General features: G+C 37.4%; 24 protein-coding genes. 10 read left to right on the top strand and 14 right to left on the bottom strand.

The genetic code is table 11. From position 1 onward, the window contains the following. Positions 1-77 precede the first annotated feature (77 nt). On the top strand, positions 78-1061 hold the full coding sequence (locus MQE36_RS16820; protein ID WP_242937133.1) for a formylglycine-generating enzyme family protein: 984 nt from the start codon (positions 78-80) through the stop codon (positions 1059-1061). A gap of 20 nt (positions 1062-1081) precedes the next feature. After that, positions 1082-2419, top strand: a complete 1338-nt coding sequence (locus MQE36_RS16815) for a Gfo/Idh/MocA family protein (RefSeq protein WP_242937132.1) — start codon at positions 1082-1084, stop codon at positions 2417-2419. A gap of 50 nt (positions 2420-2469) precedes the next feature. Here MQE36_RS16815 and MQE36_RS16810 read toward each other — a convergent pair whose 3' ends face one another. Beyond that, on the bottom strand, positions 2470-2919 hold the full coding sequence (locus MQE36_RS16810) for a hypothetical protein (protein WP_242937131.1): 450 nt from the start codon (positions 2917-2919) through the stop codon (positions 2470-2472). 201 nt (positions 2920-3120) lie between these two features. On the opposite strand from MQE36_RS16810, the gene trxB reads away from it, so the two are divergent. Continuing rightward, the gene (gene trxB, locus MQE36_RS16805) at positions 3121-4089 is read left to right on the top strand and encodes a thioredoxin-disulfide reductase (RefSeq protein ID WP_242937130.1); all 969 of its coding nucleotides are present in this window, start codon (positions 3121-3123) and stop codon (positions 4087-4089) included. Positions 4090-4282: 193 nt separating this feature from the next. Here trxB and MQE36_RS16800 read toward each other — a convergent pair whose 3' ends face one another. Together MQE36_RS16800 and MQE36_RS16795 are read right to left on the bottom strand one after the other, a co-directional pair. After that, complete coding sequence (locus MQE36_RS16800) at positions 4283-5326, bottom strand: aminotransferase class I/II-fold pyridoxal phosphate-dependent enzyme (RefSeq protein WP_242937129.1); 1044 nt, start codon at positions 5324-5326, stop codon at positions 4283-4285. Continuing rightward, positions 5327-6337 carry a dipeptide epimerase gene (locus MQE36_RS16795; protein ID WP_242937128.1) on the bottom strand — a complete coding sequence of 337 codons (1011 nt, stop codon included), beginning with the start codon at positions 6335-6337 and terminating at the stop codon, positions 5327-5329. A 266-nt stretch (positions 6338-6603) separates the two neighbouring features. Between MQE36_RS16795 and MQE36_RS16790 the strand changes: the two genes are divergently transcribed. From MQE36_RS16790 to MQE36_RS16780, 3 genes are all read left to right on the top strand, one after another. Next, a complete protein-coding gene (locus MQE36_RS16790; RefSeq protein WP_242937127.1) occupies positions 6604-7185 on the top strand; it encodes a YceI family protein in 582 nt (193 codons plus the stop codon). 27 nt (positions 7186-7212) lie between these two features. Further along, positions 7213-8484, top strand: coding sequence for a hypothetical protein (locus tag MQE36_RS16785; protein WP_242937126.1), 1272 nt, complete (start codon positions 7213-7215; stop codon positions 8482-8484). Positions 8485-8735: 251 nt separating this feature from the next. Next, positions 8736-9323: a YceI family protein gene (locus tag MQE36_RS16780; RefSeq protein ID WP_242937125.1), complete on the top strand. Its 588-nt coding sequence runs from the start codon at positions 8736-8738 to the stop codon at positions 9321-9323. A gap of 64 nt (positions 9324-9387) precedes the next feature. Here MQE36_RS16780 and MQE36_RS16775 read toward each other — a convergent pair whose 3' ends face one another. From MQE36_RS16775 to MQE36_RS16755, 5 genes are all read right to left on the bottom strand, one after another. After that, complete coding sequence (locus MQE36_RS16775; protein WP_242937124.1) at positions 9388-9879, bottom strand: nuclear transport factor 2 family protein; 492 nt, start codon at positions 9877-9879, stop codon at positions 9388-9390. An 83-nt stretch (positions 9880-9962) separates the two neighbouring features. Then, positions 9963-10691: a head GIN domain-containing protein gene (locus MQE36_RS16770; RefSeq protein WP_242937123.1), complete on the bottom strand. Its 729-nt coding sequence runs from the start codon at positions 10689-10691 to the stop codon at positions 9963-9965. Positions 10692-10725: 34 nt separating this feature from the next. Beyond that, positions 10726-12465 (bottom strand): PspC domain-containing protein, encoded by a 1740-nt coding sequence (locus tag MQE36_RS16765; RefSeq protein WP_242937122.1) that lies wholly within the window; start codon positions 12463-12465, stop codon positions 10726-10728. After that, positions 12458-12802, bottom strand: a complete 345-nt coding sequence (locus MQE36_RS16760; protein ID WP_242937121.1) for a PadR family transcriptional regulator — start codon at positions 12800-12802, stop codon at positions 12458-12460. Before MQE36_RS16760 ends, MQE36_RS16765 begins: the two co-directional genes overlap by 8 nt. An 86-nt stretch (positions 12803-12888) precedes the next feature. Further along, positions 12889-13359: a DUF4870 domain-containing protein gene (locus tag MQE36_RS16755; RefSeq protein ID WP_242937120.1), complete on the bottom strand. Its 471-nt coding sequence runs from the start codon at positions 13357-13359 to the stop codon at positions 12889-12891. A 184-nt stretch (positions 13360-13543) separates the two neighbouring features. Here MQE36_RS16755 and MQE36_RS16750 point away from each other — a divergent pair, with 184 nt between their 5' ends. From MQE36_RS16750 to MQE36_RS16740, 3 genes are all read left to right on the top strand, one after another. Beyond that, positions 13544-13993, top strand: coding sequence for a DUF4442 domain-containing protein (locus MQE36_RS16750; RefSeq protein ID WP_242937119.1), 450 nt, complete (start codon positions 13544-13546; stop codon positions 13991-13993). 69 nt (positions 13994-14062) lie between these two features. Beyond that, a complete protein-coding gene (locus MQE36_RS16745) occupies positions 14063-14863 on the top strand; it encodes a TIGR00266 family protein (RefSeq protein ID WP_242937118.1) in 801 nt (266 codons plus the stop codon). A gap of 103 nt (positions 14864-14966) precedes the next feature. Further along, positions 14967-15164: a hypothetical protein gene (locus MQE36_RS16740; protein WP_242937117.1), complete on the top strand. Its 198-nt coding sequence runs from the start codon at positions 14967-14969 to the stop codon at positions 15162-15164. 31 nt (positions 15165-15195) lie between these two features. On the opposite strand, the gene MQE36_RS16735 is transcribed toward MQE36_RS16740, so the two are convergent. Next, a complete protein-coding gene (locus tag MQE36_RS16735; protein WP_242937116.1) occupies positions 15196-16146 on the bottom strand; it encodes a hydrogen peroxide-inducible genes activator in 951 nt (316 codons plus the stop codon). Between the two features lie 115 nt (positions 16147-16261). On the opposite strand from MQE36_RS16735, the gene MQE36_RS16730 reads away from it, so the two are divergent. Further along, a complete protein-coding gene (locus MQE36_RS16730; RefSeq protein WP_242937115.1) occupies positions 16262-16741 on the top strand; it encodes a Dps family protein in 480 nt (159 codons plus the stop codon). Positions 16742-16789: 48 nt separating this feature from the next. Here MQE36_RS16730 and MQE36_RS16725 read toward each other — a convergent pair whose 3' ends face one another. The 5 genes from MQE36_RS16725 to MQE36_RS16705 all read right to left on the bottom strand — a co-directional run bounded on the left by MQE36_RS16725 (position 16790) and on the right by MQE36_RS16705 (position 21642). Continuing rightward, positions 16790-17188, bottom strand: a complete 399-nt coding sequence (locus tag MQE36_RS16725) for a VOC family protein (RefSeq protein ID WP_242937114.1) — start codon at positions 17186-17188, stop codon at positions 16790-16792. Between the two features lie 123 nt (positions 17189-17311). Continuing rightward, entirely contained in the window at positions 17312-18643 is a 1332-nt protein-coding gene (locus MQE36_RS16720) for a DUF58 domain-containing protein (protein ID WP_242937113.1), read from the bottom strand. Between the two features lie 5 nt (positions 18644-18648). Continuing rightward, positions 18649-19659, bottom strand: coding sequence for an AAA family ATPase (locus tag MQE36_RS16715; RefSeq protein ID WP_242937112.1), 1011 nt, complete (start codon positions 19657-19659; stop codon positions 18649-18651). Beyond that, a complete protein-coding gene (locus tag MQE36_RS16710; protein ID WP_242937111.1) occupies positions 19646-20899 on the bottom strand; it encodes a DUF4350 domain-containing protein in 1254 nt (417 codons plus the stop codon). The genes MQE36_RS16715 and MQE36_RS16710 overlap by 14 nt, the downstream gene beginning before the upstream one ends. After that, positions 20896-21642: a DUF4129 domain-containing protein gene (locus MQE36_RS16705; protein ID WP_242937110.1), complete on the bottom strand. Its 747-nt coding sequence runs from the start codon at positions 21640-21642 to the stop codon at positions 20896-20898. Before MQE36_RS16705 ends, MQE36_RS16710 begins: the two co-directional genes overlap by 4 nt.

Genomic DNA, 21642 nt, shown 5'->3' with positions numbered 1-21642 from the left:
GTTATATTCTTTTGATTTGTTGCTTTTTTAATAAAAAAGATGCATTTTAGAACAGGTTTTAAAATAAAGAATTCTAAATGAAAATATCTAAAAACTCATCTTTAATATTAATAACTTTTTTACTAGCTAATTTATCCATAGGACAAAAAAGCGAAAATTATACTCAGAGCATAGCAGGATCTGATTTAACGATAGAAATGATTTCTATACCTGAAGGAAACTTTGCCATGGGGAGTAAAGATTCGGATAATAATGCCAATTCAGATGAGTTTCCTGCCGGCGAGGTGAAAATATCTCCGTTCTGGATGTCCAAATATGAAATAACCTGGGAGCTGTTTTATCTCTATTTAAACAGGGAAATTGACGGAGAAGAAAACAAATCCAAAGGAAATGAAGTGACACTTGAGGCAGATGCTATTTCCGGGGCAACCATCCCTTATGTTGATATGAGTTTAGGTATGGGTACAGGTTCTGGACTGCCTATTGTAAACGTGACGCATCTGGCTGCGTCTAAATTTTGTGAATGGCTCTCAGCCAAGACAGGACATTTTTACAGGTTGCCTACAGAAGCTGAATGGGAATATGCATGCCGGGCAGGATCGGAAACAGAATATTCTTTTGAAACAGCAGAAAGCATAGGAGACCATGCCTGGTATAAGGAAAATAGTAATGGCACTTACCATAAGGTCGGCGAAAAGAAACCGAATGCGTGGGGGCTGTATGATATGCATGGCAATGTAGCAGAATTGGTTTTGGACGGCTATCAGGAAGATGCTTATAAAAAAAGGAAGAAGAAGAATCGTGAAAACCCCGTTGTCTTTCCCGAAAGCGAATATCCGACAGTTGTACGCGGAGGATCCTGGATAGATGACAGAAAACAACTTCGCAGTGCAATGCGGTTACCTTCCACCCCGGATTGGAAAAGAAGGGATCCTCAATTTCCAAAAAGCAAATGGTGGCATACGGATGCCCCTTTTGTAGGGTTTAGGATTGTGAGAGTACTAACGCCTCCTGATCAAAGTGAATACGAAAAGTATTGGGGACCAAAAGAGATAGAATAAATAGATCAAAAAATAAAATTATGAACGATTTTAATGAATCAGCTAAAAAAGCACAATCCAGAAGGAATTTTTGTAAAAGTACTTCACTTCTTGTAGGAGGGATGATGTTGCCCATTTCACAAATGCAGGGAATGGTGAATGTACTCAATGATAAGAAGCTAAAGCTGGCCCTTATTGGTTGCGGAGGAAGAGGCACCGGGGCTGCAGCTCAGGCTCTGAAAGCAGATGAGAATGTAGAGTTGGTAGCTATGGCCGATGCTTTTGAAGATAGGCTGCAATCGAGTTTGAAAAATTTATTAAAAGAGTTTGAAGGAACAAAAAAGGTCAAAGTAAAAGACAAAAATCAGTTTGTCGGGTTTGATGCAGCCCGGAAAGCTATGGACTTGGCCGATGTGGTTATTTTAACGACCCCACCGGGGTTTAGGCCTCAGCATTTTGAGTATGCAATAAAAACCGGAAAACACGTCTTTATGGAAAAACCGGTGGCAACAGATGTTCCGGGGGTCCGGAAAGTATTAGAAATGGCCAGGTTGGCTAAAGAGAAAAAGCTGAATGTCGTGGTAGGGCTCCAACGCAGGTACCAAAACAACTATATCGACATGGCAAACAAGATAGACCAGGGTGCTGTTGGACAAATTGTATCGGGTCAGGTGTATTGGAATGGTGGAGGCGTATGGGTCAGAAAGCGACAGCCGGAACAATCGGAATTGGAATACCAGATGAGGAATTGGTATTATTTCAATTGGTTGTGCGGTGATCATATCCTGGAACAACATATCCATAATATTGATATCGCAAATTGGTTTGTTGGCGATTATCCGGTATCTGCTCAGGGTATGGGAGGACGACAAGTGAGAACAGGGAAAGATCACGGAGAAATCTTTGACCATCATTTTGTTGAGTTTAAATATGCAAACGGAGCCGTCGTTTCAAGTCAATGTCGTCATCAACCTGGTACCATGTACAAAGTGGGTGAGGTGTTTCAGGGGACTAAAGGATTCATTGAAACTAACGATGCAGGAGCTACTTACATCAAAGGCCTCGATGGAAAGGAAGTTTATAAATATGTTGGGTTTAATGACCCGAACCCTTACCAGCAGGAGCATAACAGGTTATTTGAATCGATCAGGAAAGGAGGAGTCATCGCTGATGCCGAACACGGCGCTAAAAGCACGATGACTGCTATTATTGGACGAATGGCAACCTATTCTGGAAAAGTAATTACGTGGGATGAAGCTATAAAGTCAGATCTAGCGTTAATTCCGGAAAACCTGAACTGGAAATCAGAACCGCCGGTAAAACCTCTGGCTAATGGTTCTTACGAAATTCCTACTCCGGGGAAAACAAAAGTGATATAAAAGAATTCTTTTGGGATAAGTAAAAGCTTATCCCGGTTTTTTTGGTTCATTTAGTGTAATCGCTTATAGTTTTCTGAAAATACGCGCTGGCCTTCATCGTCTACAGTTATCTGGGTGAAATGCTCTTCGCCAAGCAAAAGTTCAAATTTAAAAACCCTGAGGGTATCAATAATCCTCATCATTGAATTTGAACCATACTCCAGAGTTTCAATCAGCTGGTCAGGAGTGTTTGTATATGATCCGTATCCGAACCACTCTACGGAATCTTTAGGAACATAACGGGTCCACATTACTTTTCCCGCCTGGTACATTTTTATTTGCCTGTAACCATCCGCAGTTGGTATTGTATCTGTAATTTGGTTATCTGTGCCATAATTATAGAAACTGACTAATTCCCAGGCACCTTCCAGTGTGAGGCTATCCGGCTGTTGTTTGTGACCTTTAGCACTTATCAGGATCAGGGCACTTAAAGCCATAAAGGGGATTATAAATTTTTTCATAGTGATGTATTGTTATTGTTGATTTGCAGAAAGTTGTTCTCTTAAATTTACGGATTTTTTGTTTAATCTATATATTTTCTCCCTTTCAATTATTAATTTGATTGTTGTTTTCGATGGTAGGATAACAACTTTTAATAACTTTTAACATCTGTATACCAACCAAAAAGTTACTTTTGCCCGTGATAACAAACTATTTAAATTATGTCTGATTCAATAGAAAGAGTTAAATGTCTTATCATAGGTTCCGGCCCTGCGGGCTATACTGCCGCTATTTATGCAGCCAGAGCTAATATGTCACCAGTTTTATATCAAGGTTCTCAACCGGGAGGTCAGTTAACAACGACCAATGAGGTTGAAAATTTCCCGGGGTATCCTGAAGGTATAACCGGACCGGAAATGATGGTTGAGTTAAGAAAGCAAGCCGAGCGTTTCGAGACAGACGTCAGGGATGGTTGGATTACCAGGGTTGACTTTTCAGGGCCGATACACAAAGTATGGGTAAATGAAACCAAAGAGATTCATTGTGATACTGTTATAATTTCTACAGGAGCATCGGCAAAATACCTGGGATTACCTTCTGAACAAAAATACCTTCAATTAGGAGGAGGGGTGTCTGCTTGTGCCGTATGTGACGGCTTTTTCTATAGAAACCAGGAGGTTGTTATTGTAGGAGCAGGAGATTCAGCTTGTGAAGAAGCTCACTACTTGTCTAAACTATGTAAGAAGGTAACCATGCTCGTAAGAAGAGACGAATTCAGGGCTTCAAAAATAATGGAAGCAAGAGTTCGTAATACGGAAAATATAGATATATTGTTTAATACTGAAACCGAAGAAGTACTGGGTGATGGTCAGGTAGTAACAGGTGTGAGGGTTAAAAACAATGTTACTGGCGAAACCCGTGACTTGCCGGCTACAGGTTTCTTTGTAGCTATCGGGCATAAGCCAAATACAGATATATTCAAAGACTATATAGAATTAGACAAAACAGGGTATATCGTAAATGTTCCTGGTACGGCTAAAACCAATGTAGAAGGGGTTTTCGTTTCCGGTGATGCGGCTGACCACGTATACAGACAGGCTGTAACCGCAGCAGGTACAGGTTGTATGGCAGCTTTAGATGCCGAAAGGTACCTGGCAGCCAAAGAGTCTTATGAAGAAGTAGAAGGATAGCAGAGTTTCCTTTTTGTAAATATTACGGAAGCCATCTTGATGATAATCATTAAGATGGCTTTTATTTTGATAGGAATAGCAAAGAGAGCAAAGGAATTTGGATTCCAGAGGAACAATCTTGCGGTATGGCTTGGTAGAAATAAAAATCTCCTGTGTTTTCATATGAAGGAGCAGGAGTCAGTACATTCGGTAATTATGAAAGTGTATTGATGTGTTTGGCTAACAATTCGATATCCTTTTTTTTATGATGAGCGCTAAGAACGATCTTGCTGATCAGAGAGCCGTTACTATTTGGATAATGAAAACTGGTGCCAATAATTTTATTTTTTTCCAGATGTTTGGTCAAACGGGGGTCTGAATAGCTGAATACCGGATGCCCGGACATATAATTGAACCTTTGCTTGTGATGAACCAGATCAAAAAACAAATTGATATTCCGTCTTAATTTTAACAGCCGTTTCCGGTAAATGTTCTCGGCCTCAATGAGTGTTGACATATACAATGGAGCCGGAGGACCGGCACTTCCATAGAATGAAGTGTTTTTAATTTTTTTGATGATATCCTTTTTGCCCAGGATGGTGCCGGCCTGAATGCCAAAACCTTTCCCTAAAGAACCGCAAACTATTAATTCTTTTGCTTCAAAAGAGACCAGATTTTCATAACATCCGGAGCCTCCGTTTCCAACGACACCAAAACCATGAGAATCATCAGCTACTATGATAATGTCGTTTAAAGGCAATTGGCCCAGCCAGTTAAAATTCGGGTAATGAAAACCGTTGAAGTTAACAGTATCCATAAACAATACCGGAATTTGTTTGTTGTTTTTACGGAGGTGTGCTTTTATATTGTTGTGAAGGGCTTCATAAGTAAATTCGTTGTCGATGGTAGCGGTATGTAGCGAAGCATGGGTGTCGGGGGCATAGAACTTCTTATAGCCGGGACCATTAAAAGCCAAAGAGGTTAGTTGTGAGGCAATAAATCCGGATGTTAGACAGACAGATGATTCGCAGCCTGTTTGTTTGGATAAATAACTTTCAGCTTTTGCATACACATCCAGCTGTACATTTGATATTCTTGAAGAACTGTAGTTAGAACCATATTTTTTAAGGTTCCTGATCAGTAATTTTTGAAAAGGCTTATAGGTTTGTAATCCTAGATAAGCAGTACCGCCAAAATACAAGTATTCGGCTTTCCGGCTTGTAAAAGCTCTTCCTGGAAATTTATTTAATGTGATCATTTAATTTAGAGTTATACCGCTACCTCCCAATTCCGGAAAAATCACTTTTCCTTTAGCTTCGATTCTGACCCCTTGAGCAATGTCTTTTTTAAGCAACATGGCGCCATCCATATCTACATAATCAAGTTGGGGAAGTAATTGTGCTATGGCAGAAATGCCGACTGTTGATTCGGTCATACATCCGACCATTGTCTTTAAACCTGATTTTTTGGCTGTTTTGATCATTTGTAATGCCGGGGTGAGTCCTCCGCATTTGGTAAGCTTGATATTGATACCGTTAAAATAACCAAGGCATTTTTCGACATCCGACGCAATAATACAGCTTTCATCGGCTATTACAGGCAAGGCACTTTCTTTATAAACAGTCTTATAGCCCTCCCAATTATCGGCTTTCAGCGGTTGCTCTATGAATTCTACGCCCAGTTCTTTTAAAATAAATGAATTTTTAACAGTTTCACCGGGGGCCCAGGCGCAATTGGCATCGACCCTGAAAATAGCATTTGAATGTGCTCTTAGCCTCCTGATAATTTCGATATCCCGGTCAGTTCCCAATTTAATTTTATAGATCGGCCATGGAAATGCTTCCAGCTTTTCTATCATTTTTTCTACAGAAGCTATCCCGATGGTATAGCTGGTAACCGGATAATGACCTATGTCGGTATTCCAGATTTTATATAAAGGTTGGTTTAGTAACTTACCGTACAGATCATGGGCAGCCAGATCGATGGCACACTTAGAAAAGTTGGAGATGTTTTTTAAAGTGAGCCATGAATATAGATCCTCAGGAGAAGTAAAAGTATAATTTTTAAGCTCATCTGCGATGTCGTTAATTTCAGAGATCATCTTCTCAGTCGTAATTTGATAATAAGGATTGGATGTCGCTTCCCCATATCCGGTTTTACCATCCAGGCTTAAGCAAACGATCAGACTATCCTGAAAATCGTAAGATTCTCTGGAAATACTGAATGTGTGTTTTAGTTCTAAAACGTATTTTTTTAGTTGAATATCCATAATATCTTTTGTTAAACATAAATAGAAAGACAGCTAAATATAAGAATTGTTTTTGGTAACTGGTTGAATTACAGGTTCGAAGAAATAAGCTTGAATAGTGCCATGATTTGTATTCGTTATAAAATGAATTTTCCAAATCAGATTTTGTTAAAACCTGCTAAAATTGATATTTATCAGCTATACGCAGGTTATGATAAATATCATCTTTTCCTTCCTGCTTTATAAAAACCTTTGTAGTGTAATTAATGCATAAAACCACAAGAGCTATGAAGTATAATAAAAACATGCCCATGTTATTAACCCTTTTCAGTTTGATTATAGGAGTTCAATTTGGAATAGCACAAGAGTATAAAGTAGCTAACGGTTCGTCGACATTGATCGTTGAGGGAACCTCAAATCTGCACGATTGGGAAATTAAGGCGGAAAATCAATCGGGATCAATAAGCTTTACTGATGCAGACAAGGCTGAAATAGATAAACTAAGTTTTAGTGTAGAGGCTGAAAGTTTAAAAAGTGGAAAGTCTGGAATGGACAAAAACACTTACAAGGCTTTAAATACTAAAAAGTATAAACAAATAAAGTTCAGTTTGGTAAAAGTAAAAGACACCAAAACCAGAGGAAATGACGAATATGAGGTGAACATGGAAGGGGATCTGACCATAGCAGGTGTTACCAAACGCATTGTATTGCCGGTACAAATGCAAATTAAAGCAAATACAGTAAAGCTTAACGGTTCTAAAAAAATAAAGATGACAGATTATAATATAGAGCCTCCTAAGGCATTGTTCGGAACAATAACGACAGGAGATGAAGTAACCATAAAAATAGCAACAACCCTTACCAAATAAATAATAAAATTAAAAAATTAAACATCTATGAAATCAATTATTAAGAATTTAGTCATTGCTGTGCTTATATTAACAGGGGTTAATATGTATGCCCAGAATAATCGGGATCTCGATAATTTCAGACAGCCCGATCAAAGAGGAATTAATGATTTTGAAGCGGTTAAAGATAACAGCACATCGAACTACGATGGATTAAAAGTAAGGATCGGAGGCTCTTCTACCCTACAATTCCAGGCTTTGGATAATGAAAATTCAGGAGTTACCCCGCTAAAGGGAATTGGTAGTAACTTTAATCTGGCAACTGCTAATTTAGATTTGGATGTAGCACTTTACGACGGTGTAAGAATGCACTTAAGAACCTATTTGTCTTCCAGGCACCACCATGAACCGTATGTAAAGGGAGGATATTTCCAGATCGATAAGTTAAACTTTATCAAAGAAGGATTTGCCGGCGATTTGATGGAACATGTGAGAATCAAGATCGGTCATATGGAGAACAACTATGGTGACGCTCACTTTAGAAGATCAGATAACTCCATGTCTTTGTACAACCCATTTGTTGGTAACCTGATTATGGATTCATTTACTACAGAGGTAGGGGCAGAAGCATATTACTTCGACGGACCTTGGTTTGCTATGTTAGGTTTCTCTAACGGTAAATTAAATCAAAATGTAAAAGAATCTGACGGTACAACCGGAGGAGCTGCTTTCCTGGCTAAACTTGGGTATGATAAACAAATTAATGACGATCTTAGGTTCAGGTTAACGGGATCTCTTTATAATACCGGATACGCGCCAAGTGTTTACCTTTATACAGCAGACAGAGCAGGGGCAAGGTACTATGACGTAATGCAGGCAGAAGATGCCAGTAGCGATAATTTCAGAGCAAGCCGTTTTGATCCTGGTTTTAAAAACAAGATTACAGCTGTTATGATTAACCCATTCTTAAAGTATGGAGGACTGGAGTTCTTTGGTACTGTAGAATTAACCTCAGGCAGAGCTCTGGATGAAATTGACAGAAGAAGCACACAACAATATGCTGGAGAACTTCTTTATAGATTTGGGAATGATGAAAACTTCTATATCGGTACACGTTATAACACCGTAAATGCTGAATTGGCAGGTGGAAATGATGTATCTGTCAACAGATTTAATGTTGGGGGAGGTTGGTTTATGACCAAGAATATATTAATGAAGGCTGAATATGTCACTCAGAATTATAAAGACTATCCGACAGGAGACCTTTTAGAAGATGGTAAGTTTAATGGATTTGTTTTAGAAGCAGCTATCAGCTTCTAGAAACAATAAATACCGGATATCTACTGAATATTGAATATAAAAACTCCGTGATTTAGAAGAGAATTGCGGAGTTTTTACTCGATAATCGAGAGTTTAGTTTATCCTGTATAGAAATCGGGAGCTTGCCTTTATGAAATGTTTCTGAAGGAATTTCACTGGGCCTGCGTCGAAATACATTTTAGGTTTTCCTTTTAATACCTCACGAGTTTGCTCCGAGGGAGTATGACCCCTGGAACAATTAAATTGATATTATGAAAAGTCTGTTCTTATTTCCGGTAATTTATTTTGGGCTCGCTTTCACCAATTTTAATGCAGTGGCTGAAAAAGAGGTGCTTATAAGGATACACAAAGAAAGCGAACTGACTATCTCGGGTTCTACCAATATCAATAAATTTAAATGCGGTTATAAGGTTGATAAAATAGAGCAACCCATAATCGTTACTTACGAAAGAACCGAAAAAGCGTTAGTTTTTCATCAAACAGTTTTAGAACTGGACAACAACTGCTTCGACTGTGGAAGCAGACCGATAAACCGCGATTTTAAAGTGTTGGTCAAGTCTGAGAAGTATCCATCTATTTTATTAGAACTCGATAGGGTATTGCAAAAAGAAGGTATATCTGCAGATGTGTTAGCAGAAATTCAAATAGCAGGAATTACCAAACCCTATAAAGTACCTGTTACCATAATAGCTTTGGAAGATAACACATTCAATGTGTCCGGAACACTTAAACTGAATATAAGTGATTTTAAGCTGAAACCTCCTAAAAAGGTATTTGGACTGATTGAGGTCGATGATACGATTGAAATAGGATTTAAATTGTTATTGAAGAGCGTTTAAAAAAGCGATCGGTATGAACAGTAGAACCGGAAAGCAACCCAGAAATCATTCCCATAAAATGTTTTTATTCATTAGAAAGATGGTTATAGCTAAGTACCCGTCTTAACTTCCACTCATTTTTTTCTTTAATCCATACGTGGGTAAATTTAGCGGTACTGGCGTAAGTCTCCTCATGATCTTTCTGTTTTTCATAAAATTCATGGATTCCTTTTTGTATAATGCCATACAGATCATTTCCATTATAGAGCGGATACATCTCTACGGTATTTATATCCAGTTTCCTTCTCGATTGATATTGCCCAGATTTACATAAGCCGTTTTTAATACCGGAAATAAAATCTGTTTTAGAAGTGGTGATCCCCGATTTGTCATGAAAAAATTCAAAATCGTCACTGATGATTATTTCAAAAGGCTTAATGTCACAAGTATTAAACCCAACGTTAAATAACAAGCTGTCTTTGCTCATAATGGTTTTATACAGTGCAGAAGATTTGTGTAATTGTGCATGGCCGTGTATAAGGGAAATGCCAAATACGATGCAGATTAAACTTTTCATATTTCTGTTTGTTAAAATTAAAAAGGACTAAAAAAGTATATTTTCAGTCCTTCGTTAAATGATCTGGTTGGTTATATATTTAGTTAATTTTTATGGACATCCCCAGCGAATGATCCCTTTTTGTCTACAACCTTCGGATTTCCTGAGTATTTTACGTCGCCCCCTGAACTCGATTTCGCATCGAGTAATTCAGTACAGTTCACACTGATATCTGCACCGCTGCTGGCTTTGGCATAAGCGTTCAGAGCGCTTAAATTATTTGCTTTGATGTCACTGCCACTACTTGCCCGGGCATATAAATCGTCGGTAGAGCCATAAATTTTTATATCTGCGCCGCTACTTGTATTCGCCTCAATCTTGTTTGCTTTGAGCGTTACATGGATGTCAGACCCGCTGCTGGCATCCAATTTAATTGATTCTACATTCAGTTCGCCGTCCGTTTCGATATCGGCCCCGCTAGAACTTTCCAATGCGGTAATTACAGGAAGAGTTACAAATACTTTCTTGGACTTGGCCCATCCTATTTGTTCAGATGTATGAATTTTTAATTCATTATTACGGATCTCTGTTTGTATAAGGTCTATAATGTTTTCGTCTGCTTCAACACTGACAGATGTGCTTTTTCCCTGAATTACCACCACATCAACGCCTTCTGAAGCATCGATAATAGTGAATGATTCTGTTGAGGTTCTGTTTTCGCTCACGACATTGCCATTTCCTTTTTTGCCGGATCCTAAATTAATGTCGAACTGGCATGAAGAAAGCAGTAATGAGAGAATGGCTGCTAGTAATACTTTAATTAATGTTCCCATGATCAGATAGTTTTTTGATTGATGAATGATTTGCTTAATTCGATTTTATTTCAACTCCGGACTCATCGACTTTCATTTTAAATGAGTCTCCGTTATTGTCTTTTACGTTTATGTCGATGCCTTTGGCATCTATTTGAATTTTATTACTGCTACTGTCTTTTTCTTTTTCCTCCTGATCTTTATTTTCGTCGTCATTTTCACAATCGAGACATTCAAGGGTGTCGTCTTTCATCTTCCAATAGTGCTCAGCTATCGAATAACCACTATGGAATCCCTGGTCATTATTATACATGCGACTGATGCCTCTTTTTGTCGACTTGTCGAAAAAGATCGTTCTTCCTTCCGGTAAGTAGATGATAATATTCACCTCCTGATCTCTGAATTTATTTTCGTAATCTGTGGTTAAAAAGTTGTTTAACCGCAAGGTGTTGCCAACCATTGCATAACTATATTCAATAAGGTCTGCATTGGTATTGGCATCGTCATAGTTCATACCGTGTGATTCTTTCACCACTTTTATGCTTGGTACAGAGTCTTTGGTTGATTTTACTTGAAAATGAACGTCTTCGGAATAGATCTTTCTGTTTTCTCCATCCCTGATAATGTCGAAATCAGAGTTTTTGTAATATCTGTTGTCTAAATTTTCAGAGCTGGCCATTTCTATGATTAATGTATCTGTTGGCTCTGTAAATAAGGTTTCTGTTGTGGTGTCACTACCCGTAACGGTATGTACAGAAGCGGTTTTTAGTCCAAAAATTGTCAGACCGATAATCGAAATTATCCATAACCCCAACAAGGTGAACTTTGCGATATTTCCTATAGACTTCACATTACTAACCAATATTTTCAGTCCCAGATAGAACAAGAAAAAGAAAGGTATGCCAACGGCAAAGAATGTCATTACAGATATAAGCCAGATAGGGGCTTCTACGGATGCCTGTACAAATTCCATCCATGGTTGTCCCATGCCGAACATATCAATGGTTCCGGCAGTAAACAGGCCGATAAACAGTCCTATCAGGGTTGATGCCGATATAATGAGTAATAAAATCCCGATTAACTTGGCGAATATCTTGAATATGAACATGAAGACATTCCCTATAGCCTCAAAAAAAGTTTCAGTACTGCTTTTTACTTTGCTGCCCATTTTTTCATAATCGGCATTTTTCACTTTATCGGTAACTGTGTCGAAACCCTCTTTGATTTTTTTTTCAATGTTACTGATATTAACCTCTTCGCCTGTCATAGACAGTTTTTCTGCCGTGGTTTTAGCTTCAGGAACCAATACCCAGAACAGAATGTATACAAAGATGAAAGTGAAGCCGGAAGCAAAAGTCAGGATAATCCATAACAAACGGATCCAGATGGCATCAATGCCCAAATAATGTCCTAACCCTGAAGATACACCACTTATGTATTTATGATCAGTATCTCTATATAGCTTTTTCTGTTCTTTATAACTGGTTCTTGTTCTTTGTTTTCCTTTAGGAGCATCGTCGAATATTTCTTCGTCAACCAGGTAATCTTCAGGTTGCCCCATAATAGCTATAACCTCGTCTACTTCCTTAGAAGAAATAACCTGACGGTCGTGTTGCTGTCGTTCTGTAAACAATTCGGCAATACGGGCTTCAATGTCAGATACGATCTCATCTCGCCCTTCTGAATCGGTAAAAGACCTTTTAATGGCTTCCAGATAGCGTTGAAGTTTTGCATAAGCGTCTTCGTCTATATGAAAAAACGTGTTTGCAAGATTTATGTTTATTGTCTTATTCATTGTCGTTCGTTTTATGGCTAGTTACTAAATTTACAGCGTTTTGTAATTCGTTCCACGTATTGTTTAATTCCTTTAAAAATATCTTACCGTTTTCGGTCAGGGAATAATATTTTCTTGGTGGACCTGATGTAGACTCTTCCCAGCGATAGCTGAGTAATCCGGCATTTTTTAATCTTGTTAGCAGTGGATATATAGTACCTTCTACCACAAGCATCCTAGCGTCTTTTAGAGTACTCAGAATTTCTGAGGCGTATTTGTCTTCACCTTTTAGAATGCTTAAGATGCAATACTCCAGTACTCCTTTTCGCATTTGTGCCTTTGTGTTTTCTATATTCATGGTTTCATAATGCTTTAAGTTAAACTGTTCGTTTTTTGATTGATGCCCTGCGATTCAGCTCAGGGTTTGATTTGATTGATGATGAATTATTTTAAAAAATTAATAGTAAACGGGTATTTATAAGCTATTCCATCTTTAGCTTTTATAGTGGCAATAATGGTACAGAATATGTCAAGTACCAACAGGCCTAATAACAGGCTCCCTGCGACACCCAAAAAAAACAGGCTGCTGCCAAAATGGAAAATGTTTCCCATATCGAAATTAACTTGATGTGTGTTATGATCGAGTATGTCTACAAAGTGCACAAAATCCCAGGCGGAAAATAACGCTACAATTAGTGAAATAGCTCCAAGAGCGAGACTATATAGCAAAATACTAATCTGAAAATTCAGGGCTTGTTTGCCATTATAATCGATATAATCTGAATCGTTCTTATTCGAAGTCCATAATACCAAAGGCAAAATAAAGTTTCCAAAAGGTATAAAATACTTCGAAAATGTCGAAAGATGTATAATAGCCGACAAGGTTTTTTGATGTTTAGTGATTGATGATTCCATTGTTTTTTGATTGATTGAATTCAGTGTTTTATTGTTTACCTATTAATTTCTTATGCAAATATATATCTAAAAGAAGGTATTATGCAAAACAAAGTACTGAAATTTAACAAAAAATTAAGAAAACAAGAAAGGTGTTTAGTTCAATTTATTTCAATATTTTAGAGGTGTAAAACGCTATTTATATATGACACCACAAAAACTCAATACCTTTACATTATTAAAATTACCTTCAGCATGGTTATGTGGAGTAAGGGTAAAAGAAATAGATAATTCGCAATGCCTTGTCAAGGTAAAGCATGGCTGGATAAATCAGAATCCTTTTAAATCGATGTTTTGGGCTGTTCAGGGAATGGCTGCTGAAATGACAACAGGGGTTTTGGTAATGAAGCAAATAAAAGAAAGCGGACGTTCCGTATCGATGCTGGTTTTAAATATGAACGCAAATTTTTCTAAAAAAGCAGTAGGGAAAGTAAATTTTGTATGCAAGGACGGACATTTGGTCGGCAGTGCTATTCAGCAGGCAATAGCAACGGGCAAAGGTCAGACGATCTGGATGAAATCGGTAGGAGTTGATGAAAAAGGAGACGTTGTTTCAACATTTAATTTTGAATGGACTTTGAAGGTGAAAGGATAAAATTCATCCTGACTGTAACATTTTGTAATAATTATAAACCTATAATTACAGAACTTAAAAATTTTAAAAATGACATCACACGAAATAGATTATCACATTTATGGAGAAGAAATGCAATATGTTGAAATAGAACTTGACCCTCAGGAAGCTGTAGTAGCCGAGGCAGGTAGTTTTATGATGATGGATAGCGGTATTAAAATGGATACTATATTTGGAGACGGATCTAATCAGACCAGCGGTGTATTGGGAAAACTATTTTCTGCCGGAAAAAGACTGCTTACGGGGGAAAGCCTTTTTATGACAGCTTTTTTAAACATGGATGCAGGAAAGAAAAAAGTAAGCTTTGCTTCTCCATATCCTGGTAAGATTGTTCCGATAGACTTAACGGAATATCAGGGGAAGTTTGTTTGTCAAAAAGATGCTTTTCTGTGTGCCGCTAAAGGAGTATCGGTGGGAATAGAATTTTCAAAACGGCTAGGAAGAGGATTGTTTGGGGGAGAGGGCTTTATCATGCAAAAACTGGAGGGAGATGGTATGGCTTTTGTTCATGCCGGAGGTACCTTATCAAGAAAAGAATTGGCCGCCGGTGAAGTTTTAAAAGTAGATACCGGTTGTATAGTTGGATTTACTAAAGATGTCGATTACGATATTGAGTTTGTCGGGGGGATCAGGAATACAGTTTTTGGTGGTGAGGGATTGTTCTTTGCCAGCCTTAGGGGACCCGGGGTTGTCTACATCCAATCATTACCATTCAGCAGGTTGGCAGGAAGGGTTCTGGCAGCTGCTCCAAGAGCTGGAGGTAAAGACAAAGGAGAAGGGAGCATCCTTGGTGGTATAGGCGATCTTTTAGATGGCGACAATAGGTTTTAGAAATATTTATTTAACGTATTTTTTAAAATACGATGAGCAATAATTCGTATATTAGAGTCGTTAATTAAATAAACCATTTTTACCTAAATATAACGTTCATATTATGCCAAGAGCAATGTATGAGTACACCAAAATGGTGTTACAAAAAGTAAGTTTCGATACGGTTTTGTTCTGTAAAGAATTAGAAAAAGCAGCTTCCAGGCTGTTGCCCTATGAATTGGATGAATTACGTTTATGGCTTCAACAATTCATACATGAAAAACCGGAATTATCGCAATGTTTAATCTATTTAAAATCATAAATAAAGAGCCCTTTTAAAGGGCTCTTTATTTTTAACTTGCTTTTTTATCAGTCACAGGACTGATAATTTGTACATTGTGAAAAGCAATAGCTCCACGTACTACTGAAGCAATAACATCTCTTAAGGCTTCGATAATATGCTGTTTTAATTCACTTTTATGATATATCAGGCTTACTTCCCTGGCAGGACTTGGTTCGTCGAAGTAACGTAGTTGTTCTCTTTGTTTTCCCTTTATATCCAACGTGTGCAGATAAGGTAATAATGTCATCCCCAAACCTTCATCTGTGAGTTTTATCATCGTCTCAAAACTTCCGGTCTCTAAAAAGAACTTATCATCTTTTAATTTACTCTTGTTCTTGCATAGATTAATGACACTGTTCCTGAAACAATGCCCGTCTTCCAGAAGCAATAATTCGTCAGTATCAACATCATCAATACTTATTTTGTCCTTTTTATTAAGAGGATGTCCTATGGGCAAATAAGCGACAAAAGGCTCATAGTATAAAACGCGTTCTTTTATATTGTCGTTGTCTAATGGGGTAGCAGCAACAGCAGCATCTATATGGCCTTCGTTTAAGTTTTGAATAATAGTCTCTGTGGTCTGTTCTTCAATTTTTAAATTGATTTTCGGATACTTGTTTATAAAGTTCTTTAAAAACATAGGTAGCAGGGTAGGTGTAACAGTAGGTATGATCCCTAATTTAAACTCTCCTCCGACAAAACCCTTTTGTTGATCAACAATGTCTTTTATTCTATAGGATTCGTTTACAATGTTCCTGGCCTGTTCCACAATTTTTTTTCCTACTTCGGTAAGCTGGATAGGCTTTTTACTACGATCGAATACTTGTACGCCCAATTCATCTTCCAATTTTTGTATTTGCATACTTAACGTAGGTTGGGTAACAAAACTTTTTTCAGCAGCCAGTGTGAAATTGTGATGTTCAGCTACAGCTAGAACATATTGTAGTTGAGTAATAGTCATTTTATATAGTTTTAAGTGATAAAATTATAAAAACTATCAATAAAACTTATAGATATCAGCTATTAATATTCGTAATTTTATGTTAGAAAATTAATAACAATAAAGCAAACTATTTATGAGCTTAAACAGTTTAGGGTTAGACACAAAAAAAACAGATGAATTGGTGATAGATTTAAATAATCTGTTAGCAAATTTTCAGGTATATTATCAGAATCTGAGAGGGATTCACTGGAATATCAGAGGAAAACGCTTTTTTGACCTTCACGTAAAGTTTGAAGAACTATATAACGATGCTCAGCTTAAGGTTGATGAAATAGCTGAAAGGGTACTTACTTTGGGAGGAACTCCGTTACATACATTTGAAGATTATGTAAATGCTGCAAAAGTGCCTGTGGGTAAGAATATCCATGAGGATGAAAAGTCAGTAAAACTAGTCGTTGAATCCCTGACGGAATTATTAAAAATAGAACGTGTTATTTTAGATAAGTCCGGTGATGCAGACGATGAAGGGACCAATTCGATGATGAGTGATTTTATCACAGAGCAGGAAAAAACCGTTTGGATGATGAAAGCCTGGTTAGGAGAGAAAATATAAATGATTCATTGTTTGATTTTAATAAAAAAGCGCCAATTGGCGCTTTTTTTATAGTCTGTTATCGTTCACCTCTATCCAGTAACCGTCAGGGTCTTCAATGTATATTTGTTGAATACCATCGGGTCTGGTATTGGTAGTTCCGTTTTCTCCCGGCCAGTTTTCAAAGTGTATTTTTTCTGATTTCAAGAACTTCATAAACCCTTTCAGGTTATTGACATTCAAAGCCATATGGACTCCTTTGTGAGGGGTGAAACCGATATTACTTTCAATAAGATGTAGCTGTACCTTATCGTTTAGTTGTAACCACCTGAATTTTTCACCTAAACCGGCGCTGTATATTTCTTTTAAACCAAACACTTTTTTATAAAATTCAGTACTTGCATTTACATTTTTTACCTGTATAGCATCATGATCCTTATTAAATAAAAATTTTTCTGATGTGTTCATTGCGTGTATTGTTTATGAGGGCTTAAAATTAGAAGGAATATTTTAAAAACGAAAAGCGGCCTCATCCTTCGGTGTTTATGTGCTTGTGATTAAGTTTATCGGTTTGGAAAGTCGTCTGATACTCTATAACAAACCTCTGGCTTTTATCTCAAGATACTTATTAATCGTATCGATTGTTAAATTTTCAGGCGAAGTTAATATAGAGTGAATACCGTATTTTTTAAGCTCGTTGACAATTAACTTTTTTTCAAAGGCGAATTTTTCGGCTATGACCTTGTCGTATACCTGCCGGACAGTTTCCGCTTTGTTGCTGATCAATTGATTTAACTCTGTGTTTTTGAAAAATATAACGACTAATAAATGGTTCTTGGCTATTCCTTTTAAATAGGGTAACTGTCTGTGTAAACCATCGAGGGTCTCAAAATTGGTATAAAGCAGGATTAAACTTCGATGGGTTATATTACGTTTTATACTGGCATATAGTTTACTATAGTCAGACTCAAAAAAATTGGTGTTTACGTTGTATAGCGTTTCCAGAATTAAATTCATCTGGCTGTTTCTTCGTTCTGCAACAACTATATTTTCTACCTTTTTGGAGAAAGTGAACATTCCGGCTTTATCCTGTTTTTTTAAAATTACATTACTGATAACCAATGTAGCGTTGATGGCATAATCAAGCAGACTTAATTCATTAAAAGGCATTTTCATCACCCTTCCTTTATCAATGACCGAATATACCGGTTGCGATTTTTCATCCTGAAACTGGTTGACCATTAATTGGTTTTTTTTAGCGGTCGCTTTCCAGTTGATCGTCCGGATATCATCGCCCTGAACATACTCCTTTATTTGTTCAAACTCCATGGTATGACCGATTCGCCGTATCTTTTTAATGCCGTATTGGTGCAAATTGTTAGTAAAGGCCATGAGCTCATACTTCTTTAACTGAAGAAAAGCCGGGTATGTAGGGATCATTTCATTATCTGAAAAGATATAACGTTTAGAAACTAATCCTATATATGAGGTTACATAAACGTTTAGTTTGCCAAAATGGTACGCTCCTCTTTCAGTAGGGCGCAAATGGTATTTAAAAGAAGAAACCTTTAGGGGTTCGAGTTTTTTTGGAATATTAAAATCCCTCACCTGAAATTGTTCTGGGATCTCATCAATGATGTTCGCAAATACCGGAAATGAATATCGGTTTTCAATGTCAATCAGAATAGGATTCTCATCGCCATTGGATAGTTTCTCCGGTAGTTGCCTGATAGCTCCTATGCCTCTTCCCGAGCTAAAAATAATAACGACATCCAGTACAAAAAATGTGAGGACGATAATGAAGGCCAGTTTTGCTATAAACAATAAGTTGGGGAAAATAAAACTAAGCACAAATAGGATAACTACTGACAGGCAGAAGTAATAAAACCGGTTTTGTATGTAAAAAGACCTTGAGAACTTCATACTTGTTAGCGCGGTATTTCTACTGTCTGAATGATTTGCTGTACAATTTGTTTGGCTGTAACGCCTTCCATTTCCCTTTCGGGAGTAACAATAATCCGATGTTGTAAAACCGGAACAGCTACTTGTTTGATATCTTCCGGGGTAACAAAATCTCTTCCGTTCATAGCGGCGTATGCCTTTGAAGCTTTCAGGATAGCAATCGAAGCCCTTGGAGATGCCCCCAGGTATAAAAACTGATTGTTACGCGTATTTACAATAAGTTCAGCGATATATTTAAGCAAATGGGGTTCTACGATAATATCATTAACAGTCTTTTGGTACCTGGCAATTTGTTCTCTTGTTAAGAAAGAACTTATTTTATCTGTTTTTTTGGCTTCCTTGAGTTCATGCTCTCTGCTGATAATTTCGACTTCTTCTTCCACAGAAGGATAATCAATATCAATTTTGAAGATAAAACGATCGAGTTGTGCTTCCGGCAGACGGTAGGTACCCTCTTGCTCTACCGGGTTTTGAGTTGCCAGTACCATAAAAGGCGGCTCCATGGTAAACCTGTTCCCGTCGATGGTTATTTGCCGCTCTTCCATAACTTCAAACAAGGCTGCCTGGGTTTTTGCCGGTGCCCTGTTAATTTCGTCAATTAAAACCATGTTGGCAAAAATAGGACCCCTTTTAAATTCAAATTCAGATTTTTTTAAATCGAATATGGAAGTCCCCAGTATATCAGAAGGCATAAGATCGGGTGTAAATTGTATCCTGCTAAAATCTACCGTTAATGCTTTGGATAAAAGCTTGGCAGTAATTGTTTTGGCAACTCCGGGAACCCCTTCTATCAGTACATGGCCGTTGGCTAAAAGTGCTGTAATGAGCATGTCGATCATTCCTCTTTGTCCTACAATGACTTTTGAGAGTTCACTTTTAATTTGTTGCACGGCATTTTGTAACTCGGAAAGGTCTATCCGGTTTTCGAATTGCACATTTGAGTTTTCTATTGATTTATTTTCTTCATGATGTTCCATAATTCTTTGTATTGTAAAATTCTTCAATCTGTTTGTTTAATTCCAGTAACTGGGATTCGCTATGCGATGTGCGGGTTGTTAAATACCTGATATACTTAACCAGTTTGACAACATCTTCTTTGTTTTTCCCGGCCTTTAAAGCTAAGTTTCTGGCAAAGCTATCATCGAGGTTTTGTGTATCCAGATAATAGTCAGACCTTATTTTTTCAAGGAAGTAAGTAACCTTTTTGTCAATAAGGTTTGAATGATCTTGTGTTTCGAAGTATAGGTTCGCTATGGTCTTGGTAAAATCAACAGTAGTATTGGGTAATGGTTTTATGATTTTAATAATCCGTTGTTTTCGTTTGGCATTAAAGATTAAAAAGGTAACCAGCAACAGCAATAAAATATACCACGCCCATCTCAATGCCGGTTTGGAGAGTATAAACCTAAATGGTGAGCTGCCCAGATCTTTCCCCGCTTTATTTACAGAATCAAATAAAATGGTGTTATCCGGCAGGTAGGAAAAGACTTTTTCAGCATATGTGTAATCACGATCCTTTAATAAGTGGTAGTTGGTAAAAACATAGGGTTGGGTATGTAGGAAAAAAGCCCCTTCCCGATATTTTATTTTAACATAATTAATGTGTTCTTCTGTATCTGGTTGTTCGCCGGCAGACAAGAGATCAGTATTCTTTTTAAAAGACTGGTACCCTAAAACGGTAGTATGTAAAGAGTCTAATTCGTTAAAATATATATTCTCTACATTCTTATCAAGGGTAATAGTGTCGTTGACAAACAGAGGGTTTGAAAGATATAATTTTCCTTTTTTATTAAAGGTATAGGTGTATTTTATTTTAAAATTTAAGGAGTCTTCAATGACTTCGGGGAACATGGTTGAGGATATAAAAACATTGTTTCCGTGAGCAGCAAAATCAAGTATTTTTTCGGCAGATACTTCATCTATCAGATTCCCGTCGTGGATGTATAAATAATTGCCTTGGATGTAATATGTAGAATCGGAAAAGTTGAATTCTTCATCAAAATATTCAAAGGGAGTAACATTAATATCGATAAGATCCCGGCCGTTAAATAACAAAGGTAATTCTTCGTGAAGCACTTTTAGGCCATAGGGCTTGGTATGTTTTTCATTAAAGGTCGGCGACCAGTCGATAGGTGTAGGTTTGTTGATTTCGAGTAGAAATATGCCCGTAACCAAAAGGATAAAAACGCCGATGTATATTTTTATGGTCTTGTTCATTTTCTTATCGAATTTATAAGTTGAACAAAGTTGCCCGATACTTTATCGAAATCATCTTTACCGACCTTAAATTCACCATACCAGATATAGTTGTATAAATAAGAGGCATAGCTGAAATTATCTTTTAACTCCTGATTATTAATTTCATTTAAATAATCGCTGTTCGTTTTCTCTGCATCGTAAGCAATGAGGTCCTTGTTCGTGAGTTCTTTTAGTAGCCACAGGTAATAATAACGAACCGCAAGCCTGTAATCGGTATTGTTGACAGCATTTAAGATCAGTGAATTGAAATCTGTAATATGGATATGGTTTTCGATATCTTCTACTTTCAGGATATTCTTATTGCCCGATTTTCCAAATACCCATCGCCCTTCCCGGTTCATGATCAGCTTTACAATAATAAAAATAACCGCAATAATAATAAGTACATAGAAAACCTTAAAAATGGTATCGGCAACACTTTGGGCGTCGGCAGGAGTGTCAAAATCAAAGAGATTGCTTAACCTCTCTGCCAGCCATTCTTTAAACCGGGTAAACCAGCCTTTTCCGGCTACAGACTCCTGGTAATTGTAGGCATCACCACTATACTTTTCTTTAAAATCAGAGCCAAAACTTCTGCTTTTTACAGGTTCCCTGTCTAGTTGCAGGGAATCCTTTTGTGCAGGCAGACCTGACTGAGCGTACAAACAACAGCAAAGGAGAGAATGTGCGAAAAATAAAAGAAAAAATACCGTGTTCTTCAT

The sequence above is a fragment of the Zhouia spongiae genome, assembly GCF_022760175.1.
Classification (GTDB): domain Bacteria; phylum Bacteroidota; class Bacteroidia; order Flavobacteriales; family Flavobacteriaceae; genus Zhouia; species Zhouia spongiae.
This window is presented reverse-complemented; position numbering and strand designations above follow the sequence as displayed.

Coding starts and splice junctions, on each gene's coding strand:
- MQE36_RS16780 (WP_242937125.1), top strand. CDS start 8,736: ATGAAAAGTCTGTTCTTATTTCCGGTAATTTATTTTGGGCTCGCTTTC.
- trxB (WP_242937130.1), top strand. CDS start 3,121: ATGTCTGATTCAATAGAAAGAGTTAAATGTCTTATCATAGGTTCCGGC.
- MQE36_RS16715 (WP_242937112.1), bottom strand. CDS start 19,659: ATGGAACATCATGAAGAAAATAAATCAATAGAAAACTCAAATGTGCAA.
- MQE36_RS16790 (WP_242937127.1), top strand. CDS start 6,604: ATGAAGTATAATAAAAACATGCCCATGTTATTAACCCTTTTCAGTTTG.
- MQE36_RS16770 (WP_242937123.1), bottom strand. CDS start 10,691: ATGGGAACATTAATTAAAGTATTACTAGCAGCCATTCTCTCATTACTG.
- MQE36_RS16815 (WP_242937132.1), top strand. CDS start 1,082: ATGAACGATTTTAATGAATCAGCTAAAAAAGCACAATCCAGAAGGAAT.
- MQE36_RS16765 (WP_242937122.1), bottom strand. CDS start 12,465: ATGAATAAGACAATAAACATAAATCTTGCAAACACGTTTTTTCATATA.
- MQE36_RS16810 (WP_242937131.1), bottom strand. CDS start 2,919: ATGAAAAAATTTATAATCCCCTTTATGGCTTTAAGTGCCCTGATCCTG.
- MQE36_RS16820 (WP_242937133.1), top strand. CDS start 78: ATGAAAATATCTAAAAACTCATCTTTAATATTAATAACTTTTTTACTA.
- MQE36_RS16725 (WP_242937114.1), bottom strand. CDS start 17,188: ATGAACACATCAGAAAAATTTTTATTTAATAAGGATCATGATGCTATA.
- MQE36_RS16785 (WP_242937126.1), top strand. CDS start 7,213: ATGAAATCAATTATTAAGAATTTAGTCATTGCTGTGCTTATATTAACA.
- MQE36_RS16760 (WP_242937121.1), bottom strand. CDS start 12,802: ATGAATATAGAAAACACAAAGGCACAAATGCGAAAAGGAGTACTGGAG.
- MQE36_RS16740 (WP_242937117.1), top strand. CDS start 14,967: ATGCCAAGAGCAATGTATGAGTACACCAAAATGGTGTTACAAAAAGTA.
- MQE36_RS16735 (WP_242937116.1), bottom strand. CDS start 16,146: ATGACTATTACTCAACTACAATATGTTCTAGCTGTAGCTGAACATCAC.
- MQE36_RS16755 (WP_242937120.1), bottom strand. CDS start 13,359: ATGGAATCATCAATCACTAAACATCAAAAAACCTTGTCGGCTATTATA.
- MQE36_RS16730 (WP_242937115.1), top strand. CDS start 16,262: ATGAGCTTAAACAGTTTAGGGTTAGACACAAAAAAAACAGATGAATTG.
- MQE36_RS16795 (WP_242937128.1), bottom strand. CDS start 6,337: ATGGATATTCAACTAAAAAAATACGTTTTAGAACTAAAACACACATTC.
- MQE36_RS16775 (WP_242937124.1), bottom strand. CDS start 9,879: ATGAAAAGTTTAATCTGCATCGTATTTGGCATTTCCCTTATACACGGC.
- MQE36_RS16750 (WP_242937119.1), top strand. CDS start 13,544: ATGACACCACAAAAACTCAATACCTTTACATTATTAAAATTACCTTCA.
- MQE36_RS16745 (WP_242937118.1), top strand. CDS start 14,063: ATGACATCACACGAAATAGATTATCACATTTATGGAGAAGAAATGCAA.
- MQE36_RS16720 (WP_242937113.1), bottom strand. CDS start 18,643: ATGAAGTTCTCAAGGTCTTTTTACATACAAAACCGGTTTTATTACTTC.
- MQE36_RS16710 (WP_242937111.1), bottom strand. CDS start 20,899: ATGAACAAGACCATAAAAATATACATCGGCGTTTTTATCCTTTTGGTT.
- MQE36_RS16800 (WP_242937129.1), bottom strand. CDS start 5,326: ATGATCACATTAAATAAATTTCCAGGAAGAGCTTTTACAAGCCGGAAA.
- MQE36_RS16705 (WP_242937110.1), bottom strand. CDS start 21,642: ATGAAGAACACGGTATTTTTTCTTTTATTTTTCGCACATTCTCTCCTT.